22 protein-coding genes are annotated in these 19501 nt (G+C 64.4%); 14 read left to right on the plus strand and 8 right to left on the minus strand.

Translation table 11 applies throughout. The features are described 5' to 3' along the window. Positions 1-14: 14 nt before the first annotated feature. On the plus strand, positions 15-482 hold the full coding sequence (locus VGD10_RS02020) for a low molecular weight protein-tyrosine-phosphatase (protein WP_331039125.1): 468 nt from the start codon (positions 15-17) through the stop codon (positions 480-482). Continuing rightward, positions 479-1288: a fructosamine kinase family protein gene (locus tag VGD10_RS02025; protein WP_331039126.1), complete on the plus strand. Its 810-nt coding sequence runs from the start codon at positions 479-481 to the stop codon at positions 1286-1288. Before VGD10_RS02020 ends, VGD10_RS02025 begins: the two co-directional genes overlap by 4 nt. On the opposite strand, the gene thpR is transcribed toward VGD10_RS02025, so the two are convergent. Further along, on the minus strand, positions 1289-1825 hold the full coding sequence (thpR, locus tag VGD10_RS02030) for an RNA 2',3'-cyclic phosphodiesterase (RefSeq protein WP_331039127.1): 537 nt from the start codon (positions 1823-1825) through the stop codon (positions 1289-1291). Between the two features lie 124 nt (positions 1826-1949). On the opposite strand from thpR, the gene VGD10_RS02035 reads away from it, so the two are divergent. Beyond that, the gene (locus VGD10_RS02035) at positions 1950-2690 is read left to right on the plus strand and encodes a Bax inhibitor-1/YccA family protein (protein WP_331039128.1); all 741 of its coding nucleotides are present in this window, start codon (positions 1950-1952) and stop codon (positions 2688-2690) included. Positions 2691-2741: 51 nt separating this feature from the next. On the opposite strand, the gene VGD10_RS02040 is transcribed toward VGD10_RS02035, so the two are convergent. The 5 genes from VGD10_RS02040 to VGD10_RS02060 all read right to left on the minus strand — a co-directional run bounded on the left by VGD10_RS02040 (position 2742) and on the right by VGD10_RS02060 (position 7535). Next, a complete protein-coding gene (locus VGD10_RS02040) occupies positions 2742-3638 on the minus strand; it encodes a dienelactone hydrolase family protein (protein WP_331039129.1) in 897 nt (298 codons plus the stop codon). Beyond that, complete coding sequence (locus VGD10_RS02045) at positions 3635-4270, minus strand: glutathione S-transferase family protein (protein ID WP_331039130.1); 636 nt, start codon at positions 4268-4270, stop codon at positions 3635-3637. The genes VGD10_RS02040 and VGD10_RS02045 overlap by 4 nt, the downstream gene beginning before the upstream one ends. 17 nt (positions 4271-4287) lie before the next feature. Further along, complete coding sequence (locus VGD10_RS02050) at positions 4288-4776, minus strand: YybH family protein (protein WP_331039131.1); 489 nt, start codon at positions 4774-4776, stop codon at positions 4288-4290. 103 nt (positions 4777-4879) lie between these two features. After that, positions 4880-7213 (minus strand): ATP-dependent Clp protease ATP-binding subunit ClpA, encoded by a 2334-nt coding sequence (gene clpA / locus VGD10_RS02055; protein ID WP_331039132.1) that lies wholly within the window; start codon positions 7211-7213, stop codon positions 4880-4882. 124 nt (positions 7214-7337) lie between these two features. After that, positions 7338-7535 (minus strand): DUF1192 domain-containing protein, encoded by a 198-nt coding sequence (locus tag VGD10_RS02060; RefSeq protein ID WP_331039133.1) that lies wholly within the window; start codon positions 7533-7535, stop codon positions 7338-7340. Between the two features lie 73 nt (positions 7536-7608). Between VGD10_RS02060 and VGD10_RS02065 the strand changes: the two genes are divergently transcribed. From VGD10_RS02065 to tgt, 11 genes are all read left to right on the plus strand, one after another. Then, a complete protein-coding gene (locus tag VGD10_RS02065) occupies positions 7609-8598 on the plus strand; it encodes an NAD(P)H-quinone oxidoreductase (RefSeq protein WP_331039134.1) in 990 nt (329 codons plus the stop codon). Continuing rightward, a complete protein-coding gene (locus VGD10_RS02070; protein ID WP_331039135.1) occupies positions 8595-9215 on the plus strand; it encodes a glutathione S-transferase family protein in 621 nt (206 codons plus the stop codon). The genes VGD10_RS02065 and VGD10_RS02070 overlap by 4 nt, the downstream gene beginning before the upstream one ends. Before the next feature lie 117 nt (positions 9216-9332). Further along, entirely contained in the window at positions 9333-10016 is a 684-nt protein-coding gene (locus VGD10_RS02075; protein ID WP_331039232.1) for a DUF1013 domain-containing protein, read from the plus strand. Beyond that, positions 9994-11118, plus strand: coding sequence for an MBL fold metallo-hydrolase (locus tag VGD10_RS02080; protein ID WP_331039136.1), 1125 nt, complete (start codon positions 9994-9996; stop codon positions 11116-11118). Before VGD10_RS02075 ends, VGD10_RS02080 begins: the two co-directional genes overlap by 23 nt. 37 nt (positions 11119-11155) lie before the next feature. Then, a complete protein-coding gene (locus tag VGD10_RS02085; RefSeq protein WP_331039137.1) occupies positions 11156-12835 on the plus strand; it encodes a long-chain fatty acid--CoA ligase in 1680 nt (559 codons plus the stop codon). A 32-nt stretch (positions 12836-12867) separates the two neighbouring features. Then, complete coding sequence (locus tag VGD10_RS02090; RefSeq protein ID WP_331039233.1) at positions 12868-13116, plus strand: exodeoxyribonuclease VII small subunit; 249 nt, start codon at positions 12868-12870, stop codon at positions 13114-13116. A gap of 10 nt (positions 13117-13126) precedes the next feature. Continuing rightward, a complete protein-coding gene (locus tag VGD10_RS02095) occupies positions 13127-14023 on the plus strand; it encodes a farnesyl diphosphate synthase (RefSeq protein ID WP_331039138.1) in 897 nt (298 codons plus the stop codon). 34 nt (positions 14024-14057) lie between these two features. Next, positions 14058-14561: a pantetheine-phosphate adenylyltransferase gene (coaD, locus tag VGD10_RS02100; protein WP_331039139.1), complete on the plus strand. Its 504-nt coding sequence runs from the start codon at positions 14058-14060 to the stop codon at positions 14559-14561. Positions 14562-14630: 69 nt separating this feature from the next. Then, the gene (locus VGD10_RS02105) at positions 14631-15338 is read left to right on the plus strand and encodes a peptidylprolyl isomerase (protein WP_414639490.1); all 708 of its coding nucleotides are present in this window, start codon (positions 14631-14633) and stop codon (positions 15336-15338) included. 3 nt (positions 15339-15341) lie between these two features. Continuing rightward, positions 15342-16370, plus strand: coding sequence for a tRNA preQ1(34) S-adenosylmethionine ribosyltransferase-isomerase QueA (gene queA / locus VGD10_RS02110; protein ID WP_331039140.1), 1029 nt, complete (start codon positions 15342-15344; stop codon positions 16368-16370). A 17-nt stretch (positions 16371-16387) separates the two neighbouring features. Next, a complete protein-coding gene (gene tgt / locus VGD10_RS02115) occupies positions 16388-17524 on the plus strand; it encodes a tRNA guanosine(34) transglycosylase Tgt (RefSeq protein WP_331039141.1) in 1137 nt (378 codons plus the stop codon). On the opposite strand, the gene VGD10_RS02120 is transcribed toward tgt, so the two are convergent. Both VGD10_RS02120 and VGD10_RS02125 read right to left on the minus strand, forming a co-directional pair. Further along, entirely contained in the window at positions 17521-18891 is a 1371-nt protein-coding gene (locus VGD10_RS02120) for a DEAD/DEAH box helicase (protein ID WP_331039142.1), read from the minus strand. The genes tgt and VGD10_RS02120 overlap by 4 nt on opposite strands. A gap of 87 nt (positions 18892-18978) precedes the next feature. Continuing rightward, entirely contained in the window at positions 18979-19419 is a 441-nt protein-coding gene (locus VGD10_RS02125) for a hypothetical protein (protein WP_331039143.1), read from the minus strand. Positions 19420-19501 lie beyond the last annotated feature (82 nt).

Here is a 19501-nt window from a genome sequence, read left to right on the forward strand (position 1 = left end):
TTGAGGTTGGCTAAATGGCGAAGTCGATACTGTTCGTCTGTCTCGGCAATATTTGCCGTTCGCCTTTGGCCGAGGCCGCGTTCCGAGGAGAGGCGGAGCGGATCGGGCTCAATGTCGAGATCGACAGTGCCGGCACCGGAGACTGGCATCTCGGCTACCCCCCCGATCCGCGTGCGGTTGCAGTCGCCGAGAAGAACGGCGTCGACATCTCTCATCTTCGTGCAAGGAAGGTGGGGGCGGACGATTTCCACGCCTTCGATCACATCATTGCGCTCGATGAGCAGAACCTCGCCAATCTGAAGCGGATGCAGCCGCCGCGCGGGAAAGCGAAACTGTCGCTCCTGCTGGATCACGTCGAGGGTCGCGAAGGTCAGGCTGTTGCCGATCCTTATTATGGCGAGGCCGAGCATTTCGACGTGACGTGGCGCGATGTGACTGAAGGGGCGCGAGCGCTTGCCCGAAGGATCGCTGCCGAAGGATGAGCGCGTTCGCCGGCAAGGTCGCGGGCCTTACGGGCGTTCCGGAAGAAAGGCTAGAGCGGCTTGCGGGCGGCGATCTGTCGGAAGTTCTGTTGGTCCGGCGGCCCGACGGCCGGTGCAGCGTTGCCAAAGGCGGTCCTTCGGTCGGGGTAGAGGCGGCGATGCTGCGGGCCATTGCGGGCGCGGGCGTTCCGGCACCGATGATCGAGGGGGAGCATGAGCATGTGCTGCTGCTGGAGCATGTGCCGAACGACAGGGTGTTCAGCATTGGCGCCTGGCGCAGCCTCGGGGCGGCCATTGCCAAGCTACACGGGCAGACGGACGATAATTATGGCTGGGCCAGCGATTATCAGTTCGGCTCGGTAGCGCTCGATAACCGACAAGGTGGCGATTGGCCGCATTTCTGGGGCGAGCAGCGGCTCGTTACGACCGCAAGGCTGCTCGACCGTCCCTGGCGCGAGCGGGTGGAGCGGCTTGCGGCCCGCATGGAGGCGCTTCTCCCGGAAAGCCCGCGCGCCGCTCTGCTCCACGGCGACCTCTGGAGCGGCAACATACTCGTGGCGGAAAACAGGCTCGCCGGCCTGATCGATCCGGCCTGCTATTACGGCCATCAGGAGGTCGATCTCGCTATGCTGACCCTGTTCGGCACGCCGCCTGAGCCATTCTGGGAAAGCTATGGCCCCCTAGAAGCGGCGTGGGAGGAGCGCCGTTCCATCTATCAACTATTCCCTGCGCTCGTGCATCTCCGGCTATTCGGCAGCAGCTATGCGGCCATGGTGGACAGGCTGCTTGCCGCCGTCGGTGGCTGATCAGGCGAGCGGATAACGACGGACCATCGAATAGACCGCGCCTGCAGGGGTGAGCGTGCTTTCGAAGAGACCGAAGCTGTCCACCCGAAACGGCGAGCTGCTCATGCCGCCGGCGCTTTCCAGAAACGCGTCGACGGGGCCGACTGCGCCGCGCTTCAGGCGCGCCAGAGTTATGTGCGGATGGTAGGCGCGCCGTTCGGGCTCCAAACCCACGCGGACGCAGGCTTGATCGATTTTCTTGTGAAGCGCCTTCAGCGGCTCGTGCGGCGCGAGCCCGGCCCACACCACCTCCGCCTGTCCGCGCCGTGAAAAGGCGCCGACGCCGCTTAGGGCGGTGTCGAAGCTGGCCTGATGAAGCGAAGCCAGGGCCGCCGCCACGTCCTCTGCCAAATTGCCATCCACCTCGCCGATGAAGCGAAGTGTGATGTGCAACTGCTCGTCGGTTTGCCAGCGCGCGCCGCTGATCCCGCCCATGAGGTCTAGGAGCTGCCGGCGAATGGCGTGAGGCGGGCGGATCGCTACGAACAGGCGGTGCATGACGTCTCAACCGTTAACCAATGCCCCTGCGGCCCGGAACGGGTTTTCCTTGAAAGGTCGCGCGATTCACACGATATTAGCGCTAACGGCAGGGGCATTGCCGGTTTTGAGGAGACGTGTTGAAATGGCAAACGGATTTGACCCTAGAGCGACCGCAAGGCCGCAGCCGGGCATGGCTGGGGTCGGCACGGAGAGCGTCGCCTTCGACGCTGGCCTGCGGTCCTACATGCTGTCTGTCTACAACTACATGACTTCGGGCGTGCTGCTGACGGGCATCGTTGCATTGCTGTTCGCGAACAGCGGTATGGCTGCGCAGGTCCTGATGGGCCCGGGGCTGCTGAAATATGTCATCATGTTCGCACCTTTGGCCTTCGTGATGGTGCTGAGCTTCGGCATCAACAGGCTTTCGACCGGAACCGCGCAGGCGCTCTTCTGGGCTTTCGCGGTTGTGATGGGCCTGTCGCTGTCTTCGATCTTCCTGATCTTCACCGGCCAGTCGATCGCGACGACCTTCTTCGCGACCGCCGCGGCGTTCGCCAGCCTCAGCCTCTGGGGCTACACGACCAAGAAGGATCTGTCGGGTTGGGGCAGCTTCCTGCTGATGGGGGTGGTTGGCCTGATCATCGCATCCCTGATCAACCTGTTCCTGCAGTCGAGCGCTCTGCAGCTTGCGGTAAGCTTCATCGGCGTACTGCTGTTCGCGGGCCTTACCGCCTATGACACGCAGCGCATCAAGAGCCTGTACTTCCATGTCGCCGGCTCGGACATGATGGGCAAGACGGCCATCATGGGCGCGCTGTCGCTCTATCTCGACTTCGTGAACATGTTCACGTTCCTGCTGCAGTTCATGGGCAACCGCGAATAAGCTGCTCGGATCGAACGAATAAGGAGGCCCGGCGGAAACGCCGGGCCTTTTTTATGCGGCGACGACGATCGTGTCCAAATTCTGGGTGAAGAAGCCGATCGTATTGTCCCACGCGATCTTCGCGGCCGCGGCGCTGTAACGCTCCACAGATGTGTCGTTGTGGAAGGCGTGATTGACGCCCGGATAGATGTGGCTGGTCACGTTCTTGCCGGCGGCCTTCAGCGCCGCAATCCAGGGAAGGGCGGTGGCGTTAACGCGCTCGTCCAGTTCGGCAAGCTGGATCAGCATCGCCGCCTCGACTTTTGCCGCTTCGGTGGGATCCGGCGCTGGTCCGTAGAAGGAGACGCCGGCGGTGAGCGATGAGCCGGCGGCCACCGCCAGCCGGTTCACCATGCCGCCGCCCCAGCAGAAGCCCACTGCGCCCACCCTCCGGGAGCCGCCTGCAGGCGAGCTCAGCCAGTCGATGAAAGCGCGACCGTCGGCGACGGTAGCCGCGAGGTCGAGCTTGCCGATCATCTCGCGCGCCTGGGTCTCATCGGCCGGCGTGCCCCCGACCGGCGTCAGGAAGTCCGGCGCGACGGCGGAGAAGCCCGCCAGCGCCACGCGCCGCGCCACATCCCGTATATGTTCGTTGAGGCCGCGATTTTCGTGGATAACGATCACTAGCGGCGACTTTGGATTGGCATTGACGGGCGCGGCGCCATAGCCGCTCATCCTGCGCCCGGGGATCAGCTCCCACTGGATCGTCCGTGTCTGGAGGCGCGGATCGTCGGCCGGCACGATCGCCGCCGCGGCAGGGTTGGCCGCAATTCCGACAAGAAGCGCATTGGCCGCGGCCGCGCCGCCCGCAATCTTCGTCAGCTCCGCCATGAAGAGGCGCCGGTCCATCCCTTCGTGGGTGTAGCGATCGTAAAGGTCGATGGCCGCCTGGCGGAGGTCCTTGTTCATCCCTGCGGCTCCTGCTTCGGCATCAACGCGTCGTCGAGCTCGTTGGCGCGCCTCGCTGCGGGACGGGACTGGATGCGGCCGAGATATTCGAGGAAAGTCGGCCGCTTCTCGATGGTGCCGAACATCGTCCCCCAGCCGATTTGCGAGCCGACATAGACGTCGGCGGCGGTGAACTGCTCGCCGCAGATATAGGGGCTTCCCGACACTGCCCGCTCAAGGGCGTTCATCGTGTCCTCATAGGTCCCATACCCGGCCATTGCCTTCTTGTCCTCGGGAGCGAGGAGCCCGAGCGCCTTCGCCGTGACCGCCGCCTCGACTGGGCCAGCGGCAAAGAACAGCCACCGATAATAGGGGCCGCGCATCGGGTTGCCGGGAGCGGGGGCAAGACCCCGGTCCGGGAACATATCCGCGAGGTATGCGCAAATCGCCGCACCCTCCGTCACCACCGTTTCGCCGTACTTGATGGCGGGCACCTTCCCCATTGGATTGACGGCGAGATATTCAGGCGCCTTCATAGTGGTGCCGTAATCCAGCACGACCGTCTCGTAAGGCTCGCCAATCTCCTCCAACATCCAGCGCACGATCCGTGCCCGGGACATGGGGTTGGTGTAGAAGGTGATGGTATCGGCCATTTCGCTCTCCCTCACTTTTATTTGGCGGCGCTTATATCGAGCGGAAAGGAGGCGCCGCGGAACAGGCGCCATTTCCCGTCGGCTTCCCGACGCCAGACCTCCTGATCACGCTCGCCTCGGAGCGTGACCTTGCCGTCGGGCGCGGTGATGGTGGTGCGCCATGTGATGCCCGTCACCGCGAGATCGCCGCTCACGTATAGATGATCGAGTTCGATATTGATGTCCCGCGTGTCGGCTGGAGGCTTCCTGTTCCGTATCGTCGAGAAGAGTTCATAATCGACCTCGCCGCGGGTCGGATGGATGAGGTGAAGGTCCCGCGACAGATAGGAAACTATTCTCTCCCCATCGCTCTTCTCGAATGCGTCCACCAGCCCATCAAGGGCGGCGCGGACTTCCGCTTCGGCCATCGCATTCGAGGTAGGCGCTGGCGTCGTCGCACATCCGATGGTCGCCAACGCCAGGATCAGTGCCGCACCAAGTCTTCTGCCTTGCCAATTACCAGACATAACATCCTCCCTATCGACGCGTATCAGTAGCGCGGCAGGCGAGGCGACGGGAGTCGGTTTGGGGAAAAGAAGAAGGCGCCTCGCTGGGAGGCGGCCTTCCGGATCAGGCTTGTTCTTCGGGCTGGTCCTGTTCGCCTTGCGGCTCGGGCTTCTTGCCCTTCTTCTTCGCCTTGGGCGGTGCGGAGATGATCTCGAACGTCGGGACATTGTCCTTGATCCGAACCTTCACCTCGCCGCCATTGGTCAGCTTGCCGAACAGCAGCTCCTCGGCGAGCGGCTGCTTGATCTTCTCTTGAACCAAACGGCCCATCGGACGCGCGCCGTAGAGCTTGTCGTATCCGCGCTCGGTCAGCCACTTCTTCGATTCCTCGTCGAGGCTGATGTGGACGTTCCGGTCCGCCAGCTGTAGCTCCAGCTGAAGGATGAACTTGTCCACCACCCGGGCGACGACTTCCGGCGGCAGGTAACCGAACGGAACGATCGCATCGAGGCGGTTGCGGAATTCCGGCGTGAACATCCGCTTGATCGCTTCTTCGTCCTCGCCCTCGCGGGTCATGGCGCCGAAGCCGACCGCCTCGCGCGCCATGTCGCTGGCGCCCGCATTGGTCGTCATGATCAGGATGACGTTCCGGAAATCGACCGTCTTGCCGTGGTGATCGGTGAGCTTTCCGTTGTCCATCACCTGCAGGAGGATGTTGAACAGGTCCGGGTGCGCCTTTTCGATCTCGTCGAGCAGAAGCACGCTGTGCGGATGCTGATCGACGGCATCGGTCAAAAGGCCGCCCTGATCGTAGCCGACATAGCCAGGAGGCGCGCCGATAAGGCGGCTCACCGAATGCCGTTCCATATATTCCGACATGTCGAAACGCTGGAGCGGAATGCCCATGATCGAGGCAAGCTGACGCGCAACCTCCGTCTTCCCGACGCCGGTGGGGCCGGAGAAGAGGTAGTTGCCGATTGGCTTGTCCGGATCGCGAAGACCGGCCCGCGACAGCTTGATCGCCGAGGAAAGAACCTCGATCGCCTTGTCCTGGCCGAACACGACCCGCTTCAGATCGCGGTCGAGCTGCTCGAGCGCCTTCTTGTCGTCGGACGACACGCTCTTCGGCGGGATGCGGGCGATGGTCGAGATCACCGCTTCGATATCCTTGGTCGTAATCGTCTTCTTCCGCTTGTTGGGCGGGACGAGCATCTGCATCGCGCCAACCTCGTCGATCACGTCGATCGCCTTGTCGGGAAGCTTGCGATCATTGATGTAGCGCGCCGAAAGCTCGACCGCCGACTTGATCGCGTCCGGCGTATACTTGACCTTGTGATGCTCCTCGAATGCCGTGCGGAGGCCGGTCAGGATCTTCACCGTATCGTCGACCGTCGGTTCGTTGACATCGATCTTCTGGAAGCGGCGGAGAAGCGCCCGGTCCTTCTCGAAGTGGTTCCGGAACTCCTTGTAGGTCGTCGAGCCGATGCAGCGGATGGTGCCGCCTGAGAGCGCAGGCTTCAGGAGGTTCGACGCATCCATTGCGCCGCCGCTGGTCGCGCCAGCGCCGATCACGGTGTGGATCTCGTCAATGAAGAGGATCGCGTGCGGAAGCTTTTCAAGCTCCGTCACCACCGCTTTCAGGCGCTCTTCGAAGTCGCCCCGATAGCGGGTGCCCGCGAGTAGCGCGCCCATGTCGAGCGAATAGATGACGGCAGGCTTCAGCACCTCGGGCACATCGCCTTCGATGATTTTCCGCGCGAGACCTTCGGCGATGGCCGTCTTGCCGACGCCCGGATCGCCCACATAAAGCGGGTTGTTCTTCGAACGGCGGCAGAGGATCTGCACCGTCCGGTCGACTTCCGGGCCGCGGCCGATCAGCGGATCGACGCGGCCGTCCTGCGCCTTTTCGTTGAGGTTGACGGTGAACTGCTTCAGCGCAGACTCGGACTTCTTCTTGCCGTCCTCGCCGCCCTTCGTTTCCTCGACGCCCTTCACTTCCGGCGTTTCGGTCGAAGTCTCGCCCTTGCCGACGCCGTGGCTGATATAGCTCACCGCATCGAGGCGGCTCATATCCTGCTGCTGCAGGAAGTAGACCGCATAGCTTTCCCGTTCCGAGAAGAGCGCGACGAGCACGTTGGCGCCCGTCACTTCGTCGCGGCCCGAGGACTGGACGTGAAGGATGGCGCGCTGGACGACGCGCTGGAAACCGCTGGTGGGGGAGGGGTCGGTCGATCCTTCCACCTTCAGCGCCTCGAGTTCGCTATCGAGATAGAGGCGCACTGCCTCCTTCAGCTCACCAAGGTCGACGCCGCAGGCCTGCATCACCTTTGAAGCATGGGCGTCTTCGACCAGCGCGAGCAGAAGATGCTCGAGCGTTGCATATTCGTGCCGGCGGCCGCTCGCTTCCGCCAGGGCGGTGTGGAGCGTCTGTTCCAGTTCGCGGGCAAATGACGGCATTCGTCTACTCCTACATGCCCGCGAGGAGTCGCGGGCGTTTAGCTCAATGTCGGTGGTCGTCGTTCCTTCATCAAGCAGGCGGAAAAAATATCTGGGGAAAACATGAGCTTGTCCTCAGACTCCGTCATTTCTTGAATAACTGATCGGCGGTTGCGCGGAAATTAACCGAGGCATTCCGCTTGGCTTTCACCCGCTGGATTTCGCCTTCCAGGATGGCAATCCGCGCATCGAGCTCCTCGATCGACAAGGGGTCGAGATCCTGCTTGACGAGCTGGGTCAGCGGATCGTCCGGCTTGGCTGGAAAGAGTTCGTCCAGATTCATCGTGGAAACGTTGACCCTGAGGCCTCCCAAGTCAATAAACCGCTCCTCCAATAACTGTGGAAAACGGCTTTAGATGCACGCGGCCCAGCGGATGATCGCGATCGATCCGGAAGAACCGGGCGAGCCGGAGGTGCTGGTGCCGGTCGAGCGGCCGGTGCCGGAGCCTGGCCCGGGCGACGTGCTGATTAAGGTCGCCGCCGCGGGCGTGAACCGCCCGGATGTGATGCAGCGGCTCGGGCTTTATCCCCCGCCGCCCGGCGCACCGACCGTCCTTGGGCTGGAAGTGGCGGGGGAAGTGGTCGCGGCAGGCGAGGGTGCCGAAGACATGATCGGCCAACCCGTCTGCGCGCTCGTCTCCGGCGGCGGCTATGCGGAATATTGTTCGGCGCCCGCCTGCCAGTGCCTGCCTGTGCCGGTCGGCTTCAGCATGGTCGAAGCGGCGGCGCTTCCGGAAACCTTCTTCACGGTCTGGACCAATCTCTTTCAGCGGGGGCAGGCGAAGCCCGGCGACACGGTGCTGGTCCACGGCGGCACCAGCGGCATCGGAACGACGGCCATCCTCCTCGGCAAGCTGTTCGACCTCGAAGTGATCGTCACCGTAGGCTCGGACGGGAAATGCGCTCGCGCCCTGGAGATCGGCGCAGCGCATGCGATCAACTACAAGTCGCAGGACTTTGTTGATGAGGTGAAGCGGCTAACCGGAGGCGCGGGCGTCGCCATCGTTCTCGACATGATCGGCGGCGATTACGTCCCTCGTAACCTTCAATGTCTTGCCGAGGAGGGGCGACACGTCTCCATCGCCGTCCAGCGCGGCGCCAAGGCTGAAATCCCCATTTGGCAGGTGATGGCCCGCCGCCTCACCCTTACCGGCTCCACCCTCCGCGCACGCTCAACCGAATTCAAATCAGCCATTGCCGCCGAGCTTCGGCGCGAAGTCTGGCCGAAGCTCGGCGGCATTCGCCCCATCATCGACAGCGTCTTCCCGCTCGGGCAGGCCGCGGAAGCACATCGCCGTATGGAAAGCAGCGACCATGTGGGAAAAATCGTCCTGGACGCAGAATGACCGAAAAGCTCGTTCTTCACGAATATGCGCAGTCGGGAAATTGCTACAAAATCCGGCTCACCGCCGCCTTGCTAGGCCTGCCGCTTGAGCGGCAGGAATATGACATCATGAACGGTGAAACGCGGACGCCGGAGTTTCTGGAGAAGGTGAACGCCAACGGCCGCATTCCAGTGCTGCAGATGGGCGAGCGCTTCCTTCCCGAAAGCAATGCTGCATGCTTCTACCTTGCTGACGGCTCAAAGCTGGTGCCGGAGGATAGGTTTGGCCGCGCTGATATGCTCCGCTGGATGTTCTTCGAACAGTATAATCACGAGCCGAACGTCGCCACGATGCGCTTCTGGATGGCATTCGTCGGCGAAGAGCGGCTGAATGAGGCGCAGCGGGGGCAGGTGGAAAGCAAGAGAGCGGCGGGCAACGCCGCCCTGAAGCTGATGGACGAGCATCTTGCGGCGCGCCCCTTCTTCGTCGGCTCGCGTCCCTCGCTCGCCGACGTGGCGCTCTACGCCTACACGCACGTGGCAGAGGACGGCGGCTTCACCCTTTCCGACTACCCGCACGTCGAAGCCTGGCTTCGGCGCGTGGAGGCGGAGCCCGGCTATGTGCCGATGAGCGCCTGATCGAAACAGTCGCTTGCCCTTGAGGGCTGCCTGCACTAAATCCTTCCGCAACGCATCGGCCGCTCCGGTAAGGGGCGGCCCTTATTGTTTCTGGAGGATTTCTTGGCCCAGCCGCTCATGCCGCACGCGACCGCTTCCTGGCTGGTCGACAATACCGCGCTCACCTTCGAGCAGATCGCCGAATTTTGCGGCCTCCACATCCTCGAAGTGCAGGCGATCGCCGACGATACCGCCGCGACCAAGCTGACCGGCCGCGATCCGCTCCGCGCGGGCGAGCTGACGATGGAGGAGATTGAGCGCGGCCAGAACGATCCCGAATATCGCCTGCAGCTCCAGAAGGAGCCGGACGAGGTTCGCCGCACCAAGGGGCCCCGCTACACGCCCGTTTCGAAGCGTCAGGACAAGCCGGACGGCATCGCTTGGATCATCCGCAACCATCCGGAAGTCTCGGACGGCCAGATCTCGAAGCTGATCGGCACCACGCGCACCACCATCGCCGCGATCCGGGACCGGACGCACTGGAACATCGCCAACATCCAGCCGAAGGATCCGGTGACGCTCGGCCTCTGCTCGCAGCGCGAACTCGACTCCGTCGTCGCAAAGGCGGCCAAGGCGGCGGGTATCGAGGCGCAGCAGGACACGCGCCTTGCCGGCGACCGCGAGGCGCTGATCGAGGAGCTTCGTCGCGAGCGCGAGGCGCAGGCGCGCGACGCCGACGCCGCTCTTGCCGCAGAGCAGGCCGCGATGAACGGCGAAGCGCCCGCCAACGATCGGAACTTTGACGATATCTTCAAAAGCTGAGCCCCCTGCCGAAGGCAGGATCGAAGGGCCGGCGCCCGACGCTTCGCTCGCCGATCACGGCGGCGAGACCTACAGCCACAGGGGGCTGACTTACCCGCTCGGTCGGAGAGGACCGGGGGAGGGCGAGCTGATCGCCATTGCCGACGGCGTGGGTTGGGCGCGGCTGCCGGTGCCCGGGTCGCTGAAGCATATCAACATCTGGGTCTTGGACGACGACGAAGGCGTCGCCCTCGTCGATACCGGCCTCGACATCCCGCCATGTCGCGAGGCCTGGGATGCCTTGCTCGCCGGACCGCTCGCGGGCATGCGGATCACCCGCATAATCTGCACCCACTTCCACCCCGACCATATCGGCCTCGCCGGTTGGCTGACCGAGCGGTTCGGCGTCCCGCTGTGGATGACCCGCGAGGAATGGCTCTTCGCGCGCATGCTGACCGCGGACGTCCGCGATGCGCCGCCGAAGGAAGCCTTCACCTACTGGCGCGCCGCCGGCTGGGATGAGGAAAGGATTGCGGCGGAAGCAGCCAAGGGCTGGGGCCGCTTCGCATCCGTGGTGACCCCAGTGCCGGTCAGCTTCGTTCGGATGCAGGAGGGGGACACGATCCGCATTGGCGCGCGCGACTGGCGCGTCGTCATCGGCAACGGTCATTGTCCCGAACATGCCTGCCTTATCGACGAGGCGGGAGGGATCATGATCGCGGGCGACCAGGTGCTGCCGCGCATCACCTCCAACGTGTCGCTGAACCTCAGTGAACCCGAGGCTGACCCGCTAGGCGACTGGCTCGTTTCCATCGCCAAGCTCCGGACGCTCCCGGACAGCTTGCTGGTGCTCCCGTCGCATGGTGAGCCGTTCACGGGCCTTCATGCGCGGCTCGATGCGCTTGCGGAGGGGCATCGCGGCCGGCTCGACGCGCTGCACGAAACTTTGGCCGAGCCGCACCGCGCGGTCGACTGCTTCTCCGTTCTCTTCGGACGCAAGATCGAGGATAACAGCTTCGGCCTCGCCACCGGCGAAGCCATGGCCCATCTCCGGCACCTCGAGGTGGAGGGAAGGGCGGTACGCGAGGTGCGGGAAGGGGTTAGTTGGTACTGCGCAGCCTAAGCTTGCGGCGGCAGCTTCCGCTGTTTACGTAAACGTAATGCTTGACCCCGCCGCCGTGTGGCGCTCCGCTTACCAGCATCCGATCTCCTGGGATCAAGATTTTCCGCCGCTCAGTCTTCCAGCCATGTTCGAGGCGACCGCGCGACGCGTGCCCAACGCCTGGCTGATCGACTTCATGGGGCGGAAATACAGCTATGCGGAAACGCTGCACGGCGTGAACCGCGTCGCCTGCGGGCTCGCGGCGATGGGTGTGAAAAAGGGCGACCGGGTCGGCCTCTTCCTCCCCAATGTACCGCATTATGTGGCGGCCTATTATGGGGCGCTGAAGGTCGGCGCGACCGTCGTCAACTTCTCGCCTCTTTACACAGCCGAGGAATTGGAAGCGCAGGTAGAGGACAGCGGCACCCGCATCCTCTTTACGCTTTCCGCCAAAGCGCTACTCCCAACCGCGCTGGAAGTGCTGGAGCATTCGAGCCTTGAGCGGCTGGTGGTCGGCTCAGTCGCGGGCGCGCTGCCGCCGGCCAAGTCTTTTCTCTACCGCTGGGCAAAGTCGAAGGAGATTGCACCCCGGCCGATCGATCCGCGGGTCAGCGCCTTTTCTCAGCTTATCGCCAATGACGGCCGCTGCACCGCGATCGCCATCGATCCCGAACAGGACGTGGCGCTCATCCAATATACCGGCGGCACGACCGGAGTGCCGAAAGGCGCTATGCTCACCCACCAGAACCTCAGCGCCAATGCACGGCAGGTGGATCTGCTCGATCCGGAGCCGGACGCGCCGGACCGGATCATGGGCGTGCTCCCCATGTTTCATGTCTTCGCCAACACCTGCGTCCTCAATCGCACCGTCCATCGCGGCGGCGAGATCGTGATGCTGCCGCGCTTCGATGCGGCGCAGACGCTGGCGGCGATCGAGCGGGCTAAGACCACTTCGTTGCCCGGTGTCCCGACCATGTATCAGGCGTTGCTCGACCATCCGCGCACCGCAAAGACCGATTTCTCCAGCCTTCGCGTCTGCATTTCCGGTGGCGCGCCGATGCCGGCCGAGCTGCACCGCCGCTTCGAAGAACGGACCGGGGCGAAGCTGGTCGAAGGCTACGGCCTCACCGAAACCTCCGGCGTCGTTTCGACCAATTCCTACCAGGGGCTCAACAAAGTCGGCACGATCGGCCAGCCCATTCCTTCGACCAATGTGATCCTGGTCGACAAGGAAGATCCGACGAGACCGCCGCCGCCGGGCGAGCCGGGCGAGCTGACCATTGCTGGCCCGCAGGTGATGAAAGGCTATTGGAACCGGCCGGAAGCGGATGCGGAGGTGTTCATCGACGGCCGCCTCCGCACCGGCGACGTCGGCCTCATCGACGAGGACGGCTACATCCGCATCGTCGACCGGCTGAAGGATATGATCGCCGTGTCCGGCTTCAAGGTCTTCCCAAGCCAGCTCGAAGCAATCCTCTACAAGCATGACGCAGTGAAGGAGGCGCTCGTGATCGGCATTCCCGATCCTTATGCCGGTGAGCGGCCCAAGGCCTTCTGCACCCTGCAGGAGGGTGCGGAAGTGAGCGGCGACGAGCTGAAGCAATGGCTCAACAAATCGCTCGGCCGGCATGAGCAGGTGGTGGCCGTCGAGGTGCGCGAAAGCCTGCCCAAAACCATGATCGGAAAGCTCAGCCGCAAGGAACTTCAGGCCGAGGAGCAGGCGAAGGCGGGCGCTTGACCGCTCCCGCGGCTCCCGCCAAAGCTTCGATCATGTCGGACCAGCGTCAGGATATTCAGCAGCTTTCGTTCGAGGCCGCTTTGAAGCGGCTCGAAGAGATCGTCCGCAAGCTCGAAAGCGGCGAAACCTCGCTCGACGAATCCATCGAGCTCTATGCCGAGGGCGACCGCCTGAAGCAGCAATGCGAGGCGCGGCTGCAGGCGGCTCAGGCGAAAATCGAAAAGATCCAGTTCGGCCGCGACGGTCAGCCCGCCGGCACCGCCCCCTTCGACGGCGACTGAGCCGCCTCGCGTGGACGCGCTCGCCAGCCTGAAGCCTGAGCTGGAGCGGATCGGCGCCGATGTCGACCGGCTGTTCGGCAGCATCCTCGCCGTCCCCGCCGATCCCCGCGCAAAGCTCTACGAAGCCATGCGTTATGCGGCGATTGGCGGCGGCAAGAGACTCCGGCCGCTTCTCGTCGTCGCCGGTTGCGGTCTCTTCCATGTCGATCGGGAACGGGCGCTGCGCGTCGGCCTCGCAGTCGAGTGCATCCATGTCTATTCGCTGATCCACGACGATCTTCCCTGCATGGACGACGATGACCTTCGCCGGGGCAAGGCGACGGTGCATCGCGCCTATGACGAATGCACCGCGATCCTGGCAGGCGACTCCCTCCACGCGCTCGCCTTCGAAATCCTGGCCGACGAAGCGACACATGAGGACCCGTTCGTCCGGAACGAATTGGTCATGGAGCTTGCCCGAGCCTCCGGCCTTGCTGGCATGGCGGGCGGGCAGATGATGGACCTCGTCGCCGAGGAGATGACGCTCGACCTCGCCTCCGTCACCCGGCTCCAGCAGCTGAAGACCGGCGCCCTCATCGGCTTCTGCCTTGAAGCGGCTGGGATCATGGGGCGTGTCCCGCCCGAGGGCCGTACCAGCCTCCGGGGCTATGCCCGCGACGTCGGCCTCGCCTTCCAGATCGCCGACGACCTCCTCGATGCGGAAGGCGAGGAGGAGAAGACCGGCAAGCGCGTTGGCAAGGACGGCGCGGCCGGCAAGGAAACCTTCGTCTCCCTCCTCGGCGCCGACCGCGCCCGGCAGCAGGCGGCGCTCCTGGTCGACCAGGCGGTGGAGCACCTCCAGACTTACGGCGCCGAGGCCGATCTCCTCCGCGCCATCGCCCGCTTTGCCGTCGAGCGCGATCATTGATAAGGCTGTTGCCGCAGCATTGCGGGGGACAGAGATGACACGCACCGGCGTCTATCCGGGCACATTCGATCCGATCACACTCGGCCACATGGACATCATCCGCCGCGGCGCGAAGCTCGTGGACCGCCTCGTCATCGGCGTCACCACCAACCCGTCGAAATCCCCGATGTTCACGGTCGAGGAGCGGATGGAGATGGTCCGCCGCGAAACGGCTGAACTCGGCCCAAACATCAGTGTCGTCTCGTTCGATTCACTGCTGATGGACTTCGCCGAGCGCGAGGGCGCGTCGATGATCGTCCGCGGCCTCCGCGCCGTCGCCGACTTCGAATATGAATATCAGATGGCGGGCATGAACCAGCAATTGAACGACCGCATCGAAACCGTCTTCCTGATGGCCGACGTATCGCTGCAGCCGATCGCCTCCCGCCTCGTCAAGGAGATCGCGCTCTACGGCGGCGACATCCACAAGTTCGTGTCCCCCGCCGTCGCCGCTGAGGTCGAGGCGCGGGTCGAGAGGATCGGCCGCAAGGGCTCATGATCCGTTCAGGCTCGCAAGCGCAGGCGCTAGCGGCTAGAAGCTCAAAAATCGGAATCGGGTGAGGGCGTAATGTTGAAGCGTTTGTTTGTTTTTCTGTTGGGTCTGTCCTTCGCGACCGCCGCCGCCGCGCAGACCGCTGCGCCGACGCCGCAAGTCGCGCCTCCGCCCGCAACGCCCGAAAATATCTGGCACCTCGACCTTTCGACCGGCGGCCGCGTCAGCATTCAGCTTCGCCCCGATATCGCGCCGGGTCATGTCGAGCGCATCAAGACGCTCACCCGCCGCGGCTTCTATAACGGCCTCACCTTTCACCGCGTCATCGACGGGTTCATGGCGCAGGGCGGGGATCCGCAGGGCGACGGCACCGGCGGCTCGGATCTTCCGGACCTCAACGCCGAATTCAACATCCTACCCCATGTGCGCGGCGCCGTTTCCGCCGCGCGGGGGCAGGAGGTGAATAGCGCCAATAGCCAGTTCTTCATCATGCTGGCCCCGCGCTTCAGCCTCGACAACAAATATACCGCATTCGGCCGCGTGATCAGCGGCATGAGTTTCGTCGATGCGATCGAGAAGGGCGAGCCCCCTGCCGCGCCGTCGCGCATTGTTCGCGCCTCGTTGGGCTCTGACAATGTGCCGCCTCCAACGGCGGCCGAGATCGCTGCAGCCGCAGCCGCTCCGGCCCCTGCTGCTGCCCCGCTAGCGCTGCCGGCGGTCGAGGCTCCCGCGGAGCCTGCCGCTGAGGCCGAGAAGGCGGCGGAACCCCAGCCGCAGCCCTGACGCGTGCGCGTCGATCTTTTCGACTTCGACCTTCCATCCGACCGTATCGCGCTGAGGCCCGCCAGCCCGCGCGATAGCGCGCGCATGCTCCTGGTGCAGGGCGCCGCGCTTTCCGACCACACGGTACGCGATCTGCCGCGCCTGCTTCGGGCCGGCGACATGCTCGTCTTCAACGACACCCGCGTCATACCGGCTCAGCTTGAGGGGCGGCGCGGCGAGGCGAAGATCGGCGCAACCCTTCACAAGCGGGAAGGACCGCGCGACTGGCGCGCCTTCATCCGCAACGCGAAACGGCTCCGCGACGGCGACAGCATAGATTTCGGCAACGGGGTCTCCGCCGTCGCTTCGCAGCGCGCCGAGGACGGCAGCTTCCTCCTCAGCTTCGATGGTGAGGAGCCGGTCGAACTCCTTCTCGAGCGTGCAGGCCGCATGCCGCTCCCGCCTTATATCGCCGGCAAGCGTGAGGCGGACGAACGCGATGCGGAAGACTATCAGACCATGTTCGCGCGGGAAAAAGGCGCTGTCGCCGCCCCCACCGCCGCGCTCCACTTCACACCGTCCCTGATGCACGCCCTCGATGCCGCCGGCATCGGCCACGAAACGCTCACCCTCCACGTCGGCGCCGGCACCTTTCTCCCCGTCAAGGCGGAGGACACGGAAGAGCACAAGATGCACAGCGAATGGGGCCGCATCGACGACGCCACCGCCCAGCGCCTCAACGAAGTGCGCGCCAAAGGCGGCAGGATCATCGCCGTCGGCACCACCTCCCTCCGCCTCCTTGAAAGCGCCGCGTCAGAAGACGGCCGGATCGAGCCGTTCGAAGGCGACACCGACATCTTCATCACCCCCGGCTATGGCTTCCGCGCAGTCGGCGGCCTCATCACCAACTTCCACCTCCCCCGCTCGACCCTGTTCATGCTGGTCTCCGCGCTAATGGGCCGCGAGGTGATGCAGGCCGCTTACGCCCACGCCATCCGCAACGGCTACCGCTTCTACTCCTACGGCGACGCAAGTTTGCTTCTCCCCGCCTAGCGTTTAGGGGAGCGCGGATGACCGAGCGCTCCCGTTTCTCCTTCACCATCTCCGCCACCGACGGTGCGGCCCGCACGGGCGTCATTTCGATGAAGCGCGGCGACATACGGACGCCCGCCTTCATGCCCGTCGGCACGGCCGCGACGGTGAAGGCGATGAAGCCGGTGGACGTTCGGGCGGCGGGCGCCGATATCATCCTCGGCAACACTTATCATCTGATGCTCAGGCCCGGGGCCGAGCGGGTGGCGCGGCTTGGCGGGTTGCACCGATTCATGGGCTGGGGTCGGCCTATCCTCACCGACAGCGGCGGCTATCAGGTAATGAGCCTGTCGGAGCTCACCAAGCGCACCGAGGAGGGGGTGGCCTTCGCCTCGCATCTCGATGGTTCCCGCCATTTGATCACACCGGAACGCTCGATCGAGATCCAGCGGCTGCTCGGGTCCGACATCGTCATGGCTTTCGACGAGCTGGTGCCGACCACCTCCACCCGCGACGAGCAGGCGGCGGCGATGGAGCGGTCGATGCGCTGGGCCCGGCGCTCGCGCGACGCCTTCCTCGCCGGCGGCAAGCATGCCGAAGCGGCGGCGCAGTTCGGCATCCAGCAGGGGGCGCTGGACGAGGGACTCCGCAAGGCCTCCGCCGACGCGCTGATCGACATCGGCTTCGACGGCTATGCGGTCGGCGGCCTTGCGGTGGGGGAGGGGCAGGAGGCGATGTTCGGCTGCCTCGACTTTGCGCCGGGCCAGCTTCCCGCCGACCGGCCGCGCTACCTCATGGGCGTCGGCAAGCCCGACGACATTGTCGGCGCCGTCGAGCGCGGCATCGACATGTTCGACTGCGTTCTCCCGACCCGTTCCGGCCGCACCGGCCAGGCGTTCACCGCCGACGGGCCGATCAACCTCAAGAATGCGCGATTTGCGGAGGATCAGGAGCCGCTCGACCCCTCATGCGCCTGCCAGGTCTGCACGACCTGGAGCCGCGCCTACATCCATCATCTGATCCGCGCCGGCGAAATCCTCGGCGCGATGCTGATGACCGAGCACAACATCAATTTCTACCAGCAGCTGATGGCGGGCTTGCGGGCCGCGATCGAGGAAGGAAGGCTTGCCGCCTTCGCGGGGGACTTCCGCCGCCGCTACAGGAAAGAAGCCTAGCTGCCGAAACCCTGGGCGAGGAAGCTCGGAACCGGACCGTTCCAATCGTCATCATCTTCGTCCGCTTCCGCAGGCTGCGGCGCCCGCGCCGGTTCGGGCTGAGCCCTTTCCGGTTGACGCTCTTCCCTCGGCTTCCGCGCAGGCTTTTCCGCACGCTCGCGCTTCGGCTCTGCGCGCTCCGCCTTCTTCTCGCGCGGCTTGCGGGCGGGCTTCTCTTCTGACGGCGCCTCGTGCCCGTCCTTCGCGTCCTTTACCGATCCTTCGACTGCGGGGATCTTCATCCCGGTCAGCTTTTCGATGGCGGCAATGGCGTCGGCATCGGCGCTGGTCGCAAGCGTGATCGCGGTCCCGGTGGCGCCGGCGCGGCCCGTGCGGCCGATGCGGTGGATATAATCGTCCGGCTGCCACGGCACGTCGTAGTTGAAGACGTGGCTGACGCCCTTGATGTCGAGGCCGCGCGCGGCGACGTCGGAGGCGACGAGGATGTTGATCTCCTCGGCCTTGAACCGGTCCAGTTCCCTGATCCGCTCCGGCTGCTCCATGTCGCCATGGATCTGGCCGGCCGCGAAGCCGCTGCGCTTCAGGCTCGCCGCGAGCTCCCGCACCGTCGTCTTCCGGTTCGAAAAGATGATGGCATTCTTCACGTTCTCGGCCTGAAGGAGCTTCACCAACGCGTCCTTCTTCTTCCGGGCATCGACGCGGAAGATGCGCTGGTCGATCGACGTATTAGCGGTTGCAGGCCGCGCGACCTCGATCGTTTTCGGGTTTGAAAGGAACTTGTCGGCCAGCTTCTTGATCGGCCCCGGCATGGTCGCGGAAAAGAGCAGGGTCTGCCGGTTGGTCGGCAGCTTCGTGCAGATTTCCTCGATGTCCGGGATGAAGCCCATGTCGAGCATCCGGTCCGCCTCGTCGATGACGAGCAGGTTGCAGCCGGTAAGAAGGATCTTGCCGCGGCCGAACAGGTCCATCAGGCGGCCCGGCGTCGCAATCAGGACGTCCACGCCCTTTTCGAGCGCCTTCACCTGATCCGCCATATTGGTGCCGCCGATCAGCAACGCCATCGAAAGCTTGTGATACTTGCCGTATTTCTCGAAGTTCTCGGCCACCTGCGCGGCAAGCTCGCGCGTCGGCTCCAGGATCAGTGAACGCGGCATTCGGGCGCGGCTTCGGCCTTCGCCGAGGATGTCGATCATCGGCAGGACGAAAGCGGCAGTTTTGCCGGTGCCGGTCTGGGCAATGCCGATCAGGTCGCGGCCCATCAGGACTGACGGGACCGCCTGCCGCTGGATCGGCGTCGGCTCGCTATAGCCGGACTCGCCGACCGCGCGGAGCAATTCGTCTGAGAGGCCGAGATCGGCAAAAGTCATTCAGAAGGTCCGGAAAAAGGGCGCTTAAACAGGTAAGCCGCGTCGCCTTGCGCTTGCGCTCAGCAAGGGGTGATTGTCAAGGGAAGGTCAGTCCCGCGGCTCTGCTTTCAAGGAGCGGAAGCGCTCGATTTCGCACTCGCCGCCCATCCGGGACCGGATCACGTCGCGGTCGGCGCAGATCATCCCATCGGCATTCGGGCTGATGTAGAAGCCGTGATAATAATCGAGCGCCGGGCAGCTATTTTCGAGTTCCGCCCGAACGCGGCTGTTGTTGCGGAAGATGAGGTCGACACTGTCGCGGCCTAGTAAGGTCGCCCCTGCGATGAAGCGGGCGGGGACGCATTTCGGCCCCTTGCCTTCCTTCCACTCGATCTGCTGGGCGGCGGCTGCGCCCGGGCGCGGACGGGCAGGGACGCGGACGATGATCTGCTGGCGGACCGTCACCTGGGCATAGCGATCCGGCTCCGGCGCGTCAGCTTGCGCGCCAGTCAGGGTCATCAGCGCCAAAGCCGCGCCCCAGAAGATCATCCCAGAATGTCCATGTAAGGCGCAGATTGGCTCCGGCATTTGAACATGGGATGAACTTGCTCCGCCCCTTCGGCGGCGACTA

The organism is Allosphingosinicella sp. (assembly GCF_036402135.1).
Taxonomy (GTDB): Bacteria; Pseudomonadota; Alphaproteobacteria; order Sphingomonadales; family Sphingomonadaceae; genus Allosphingosinicella.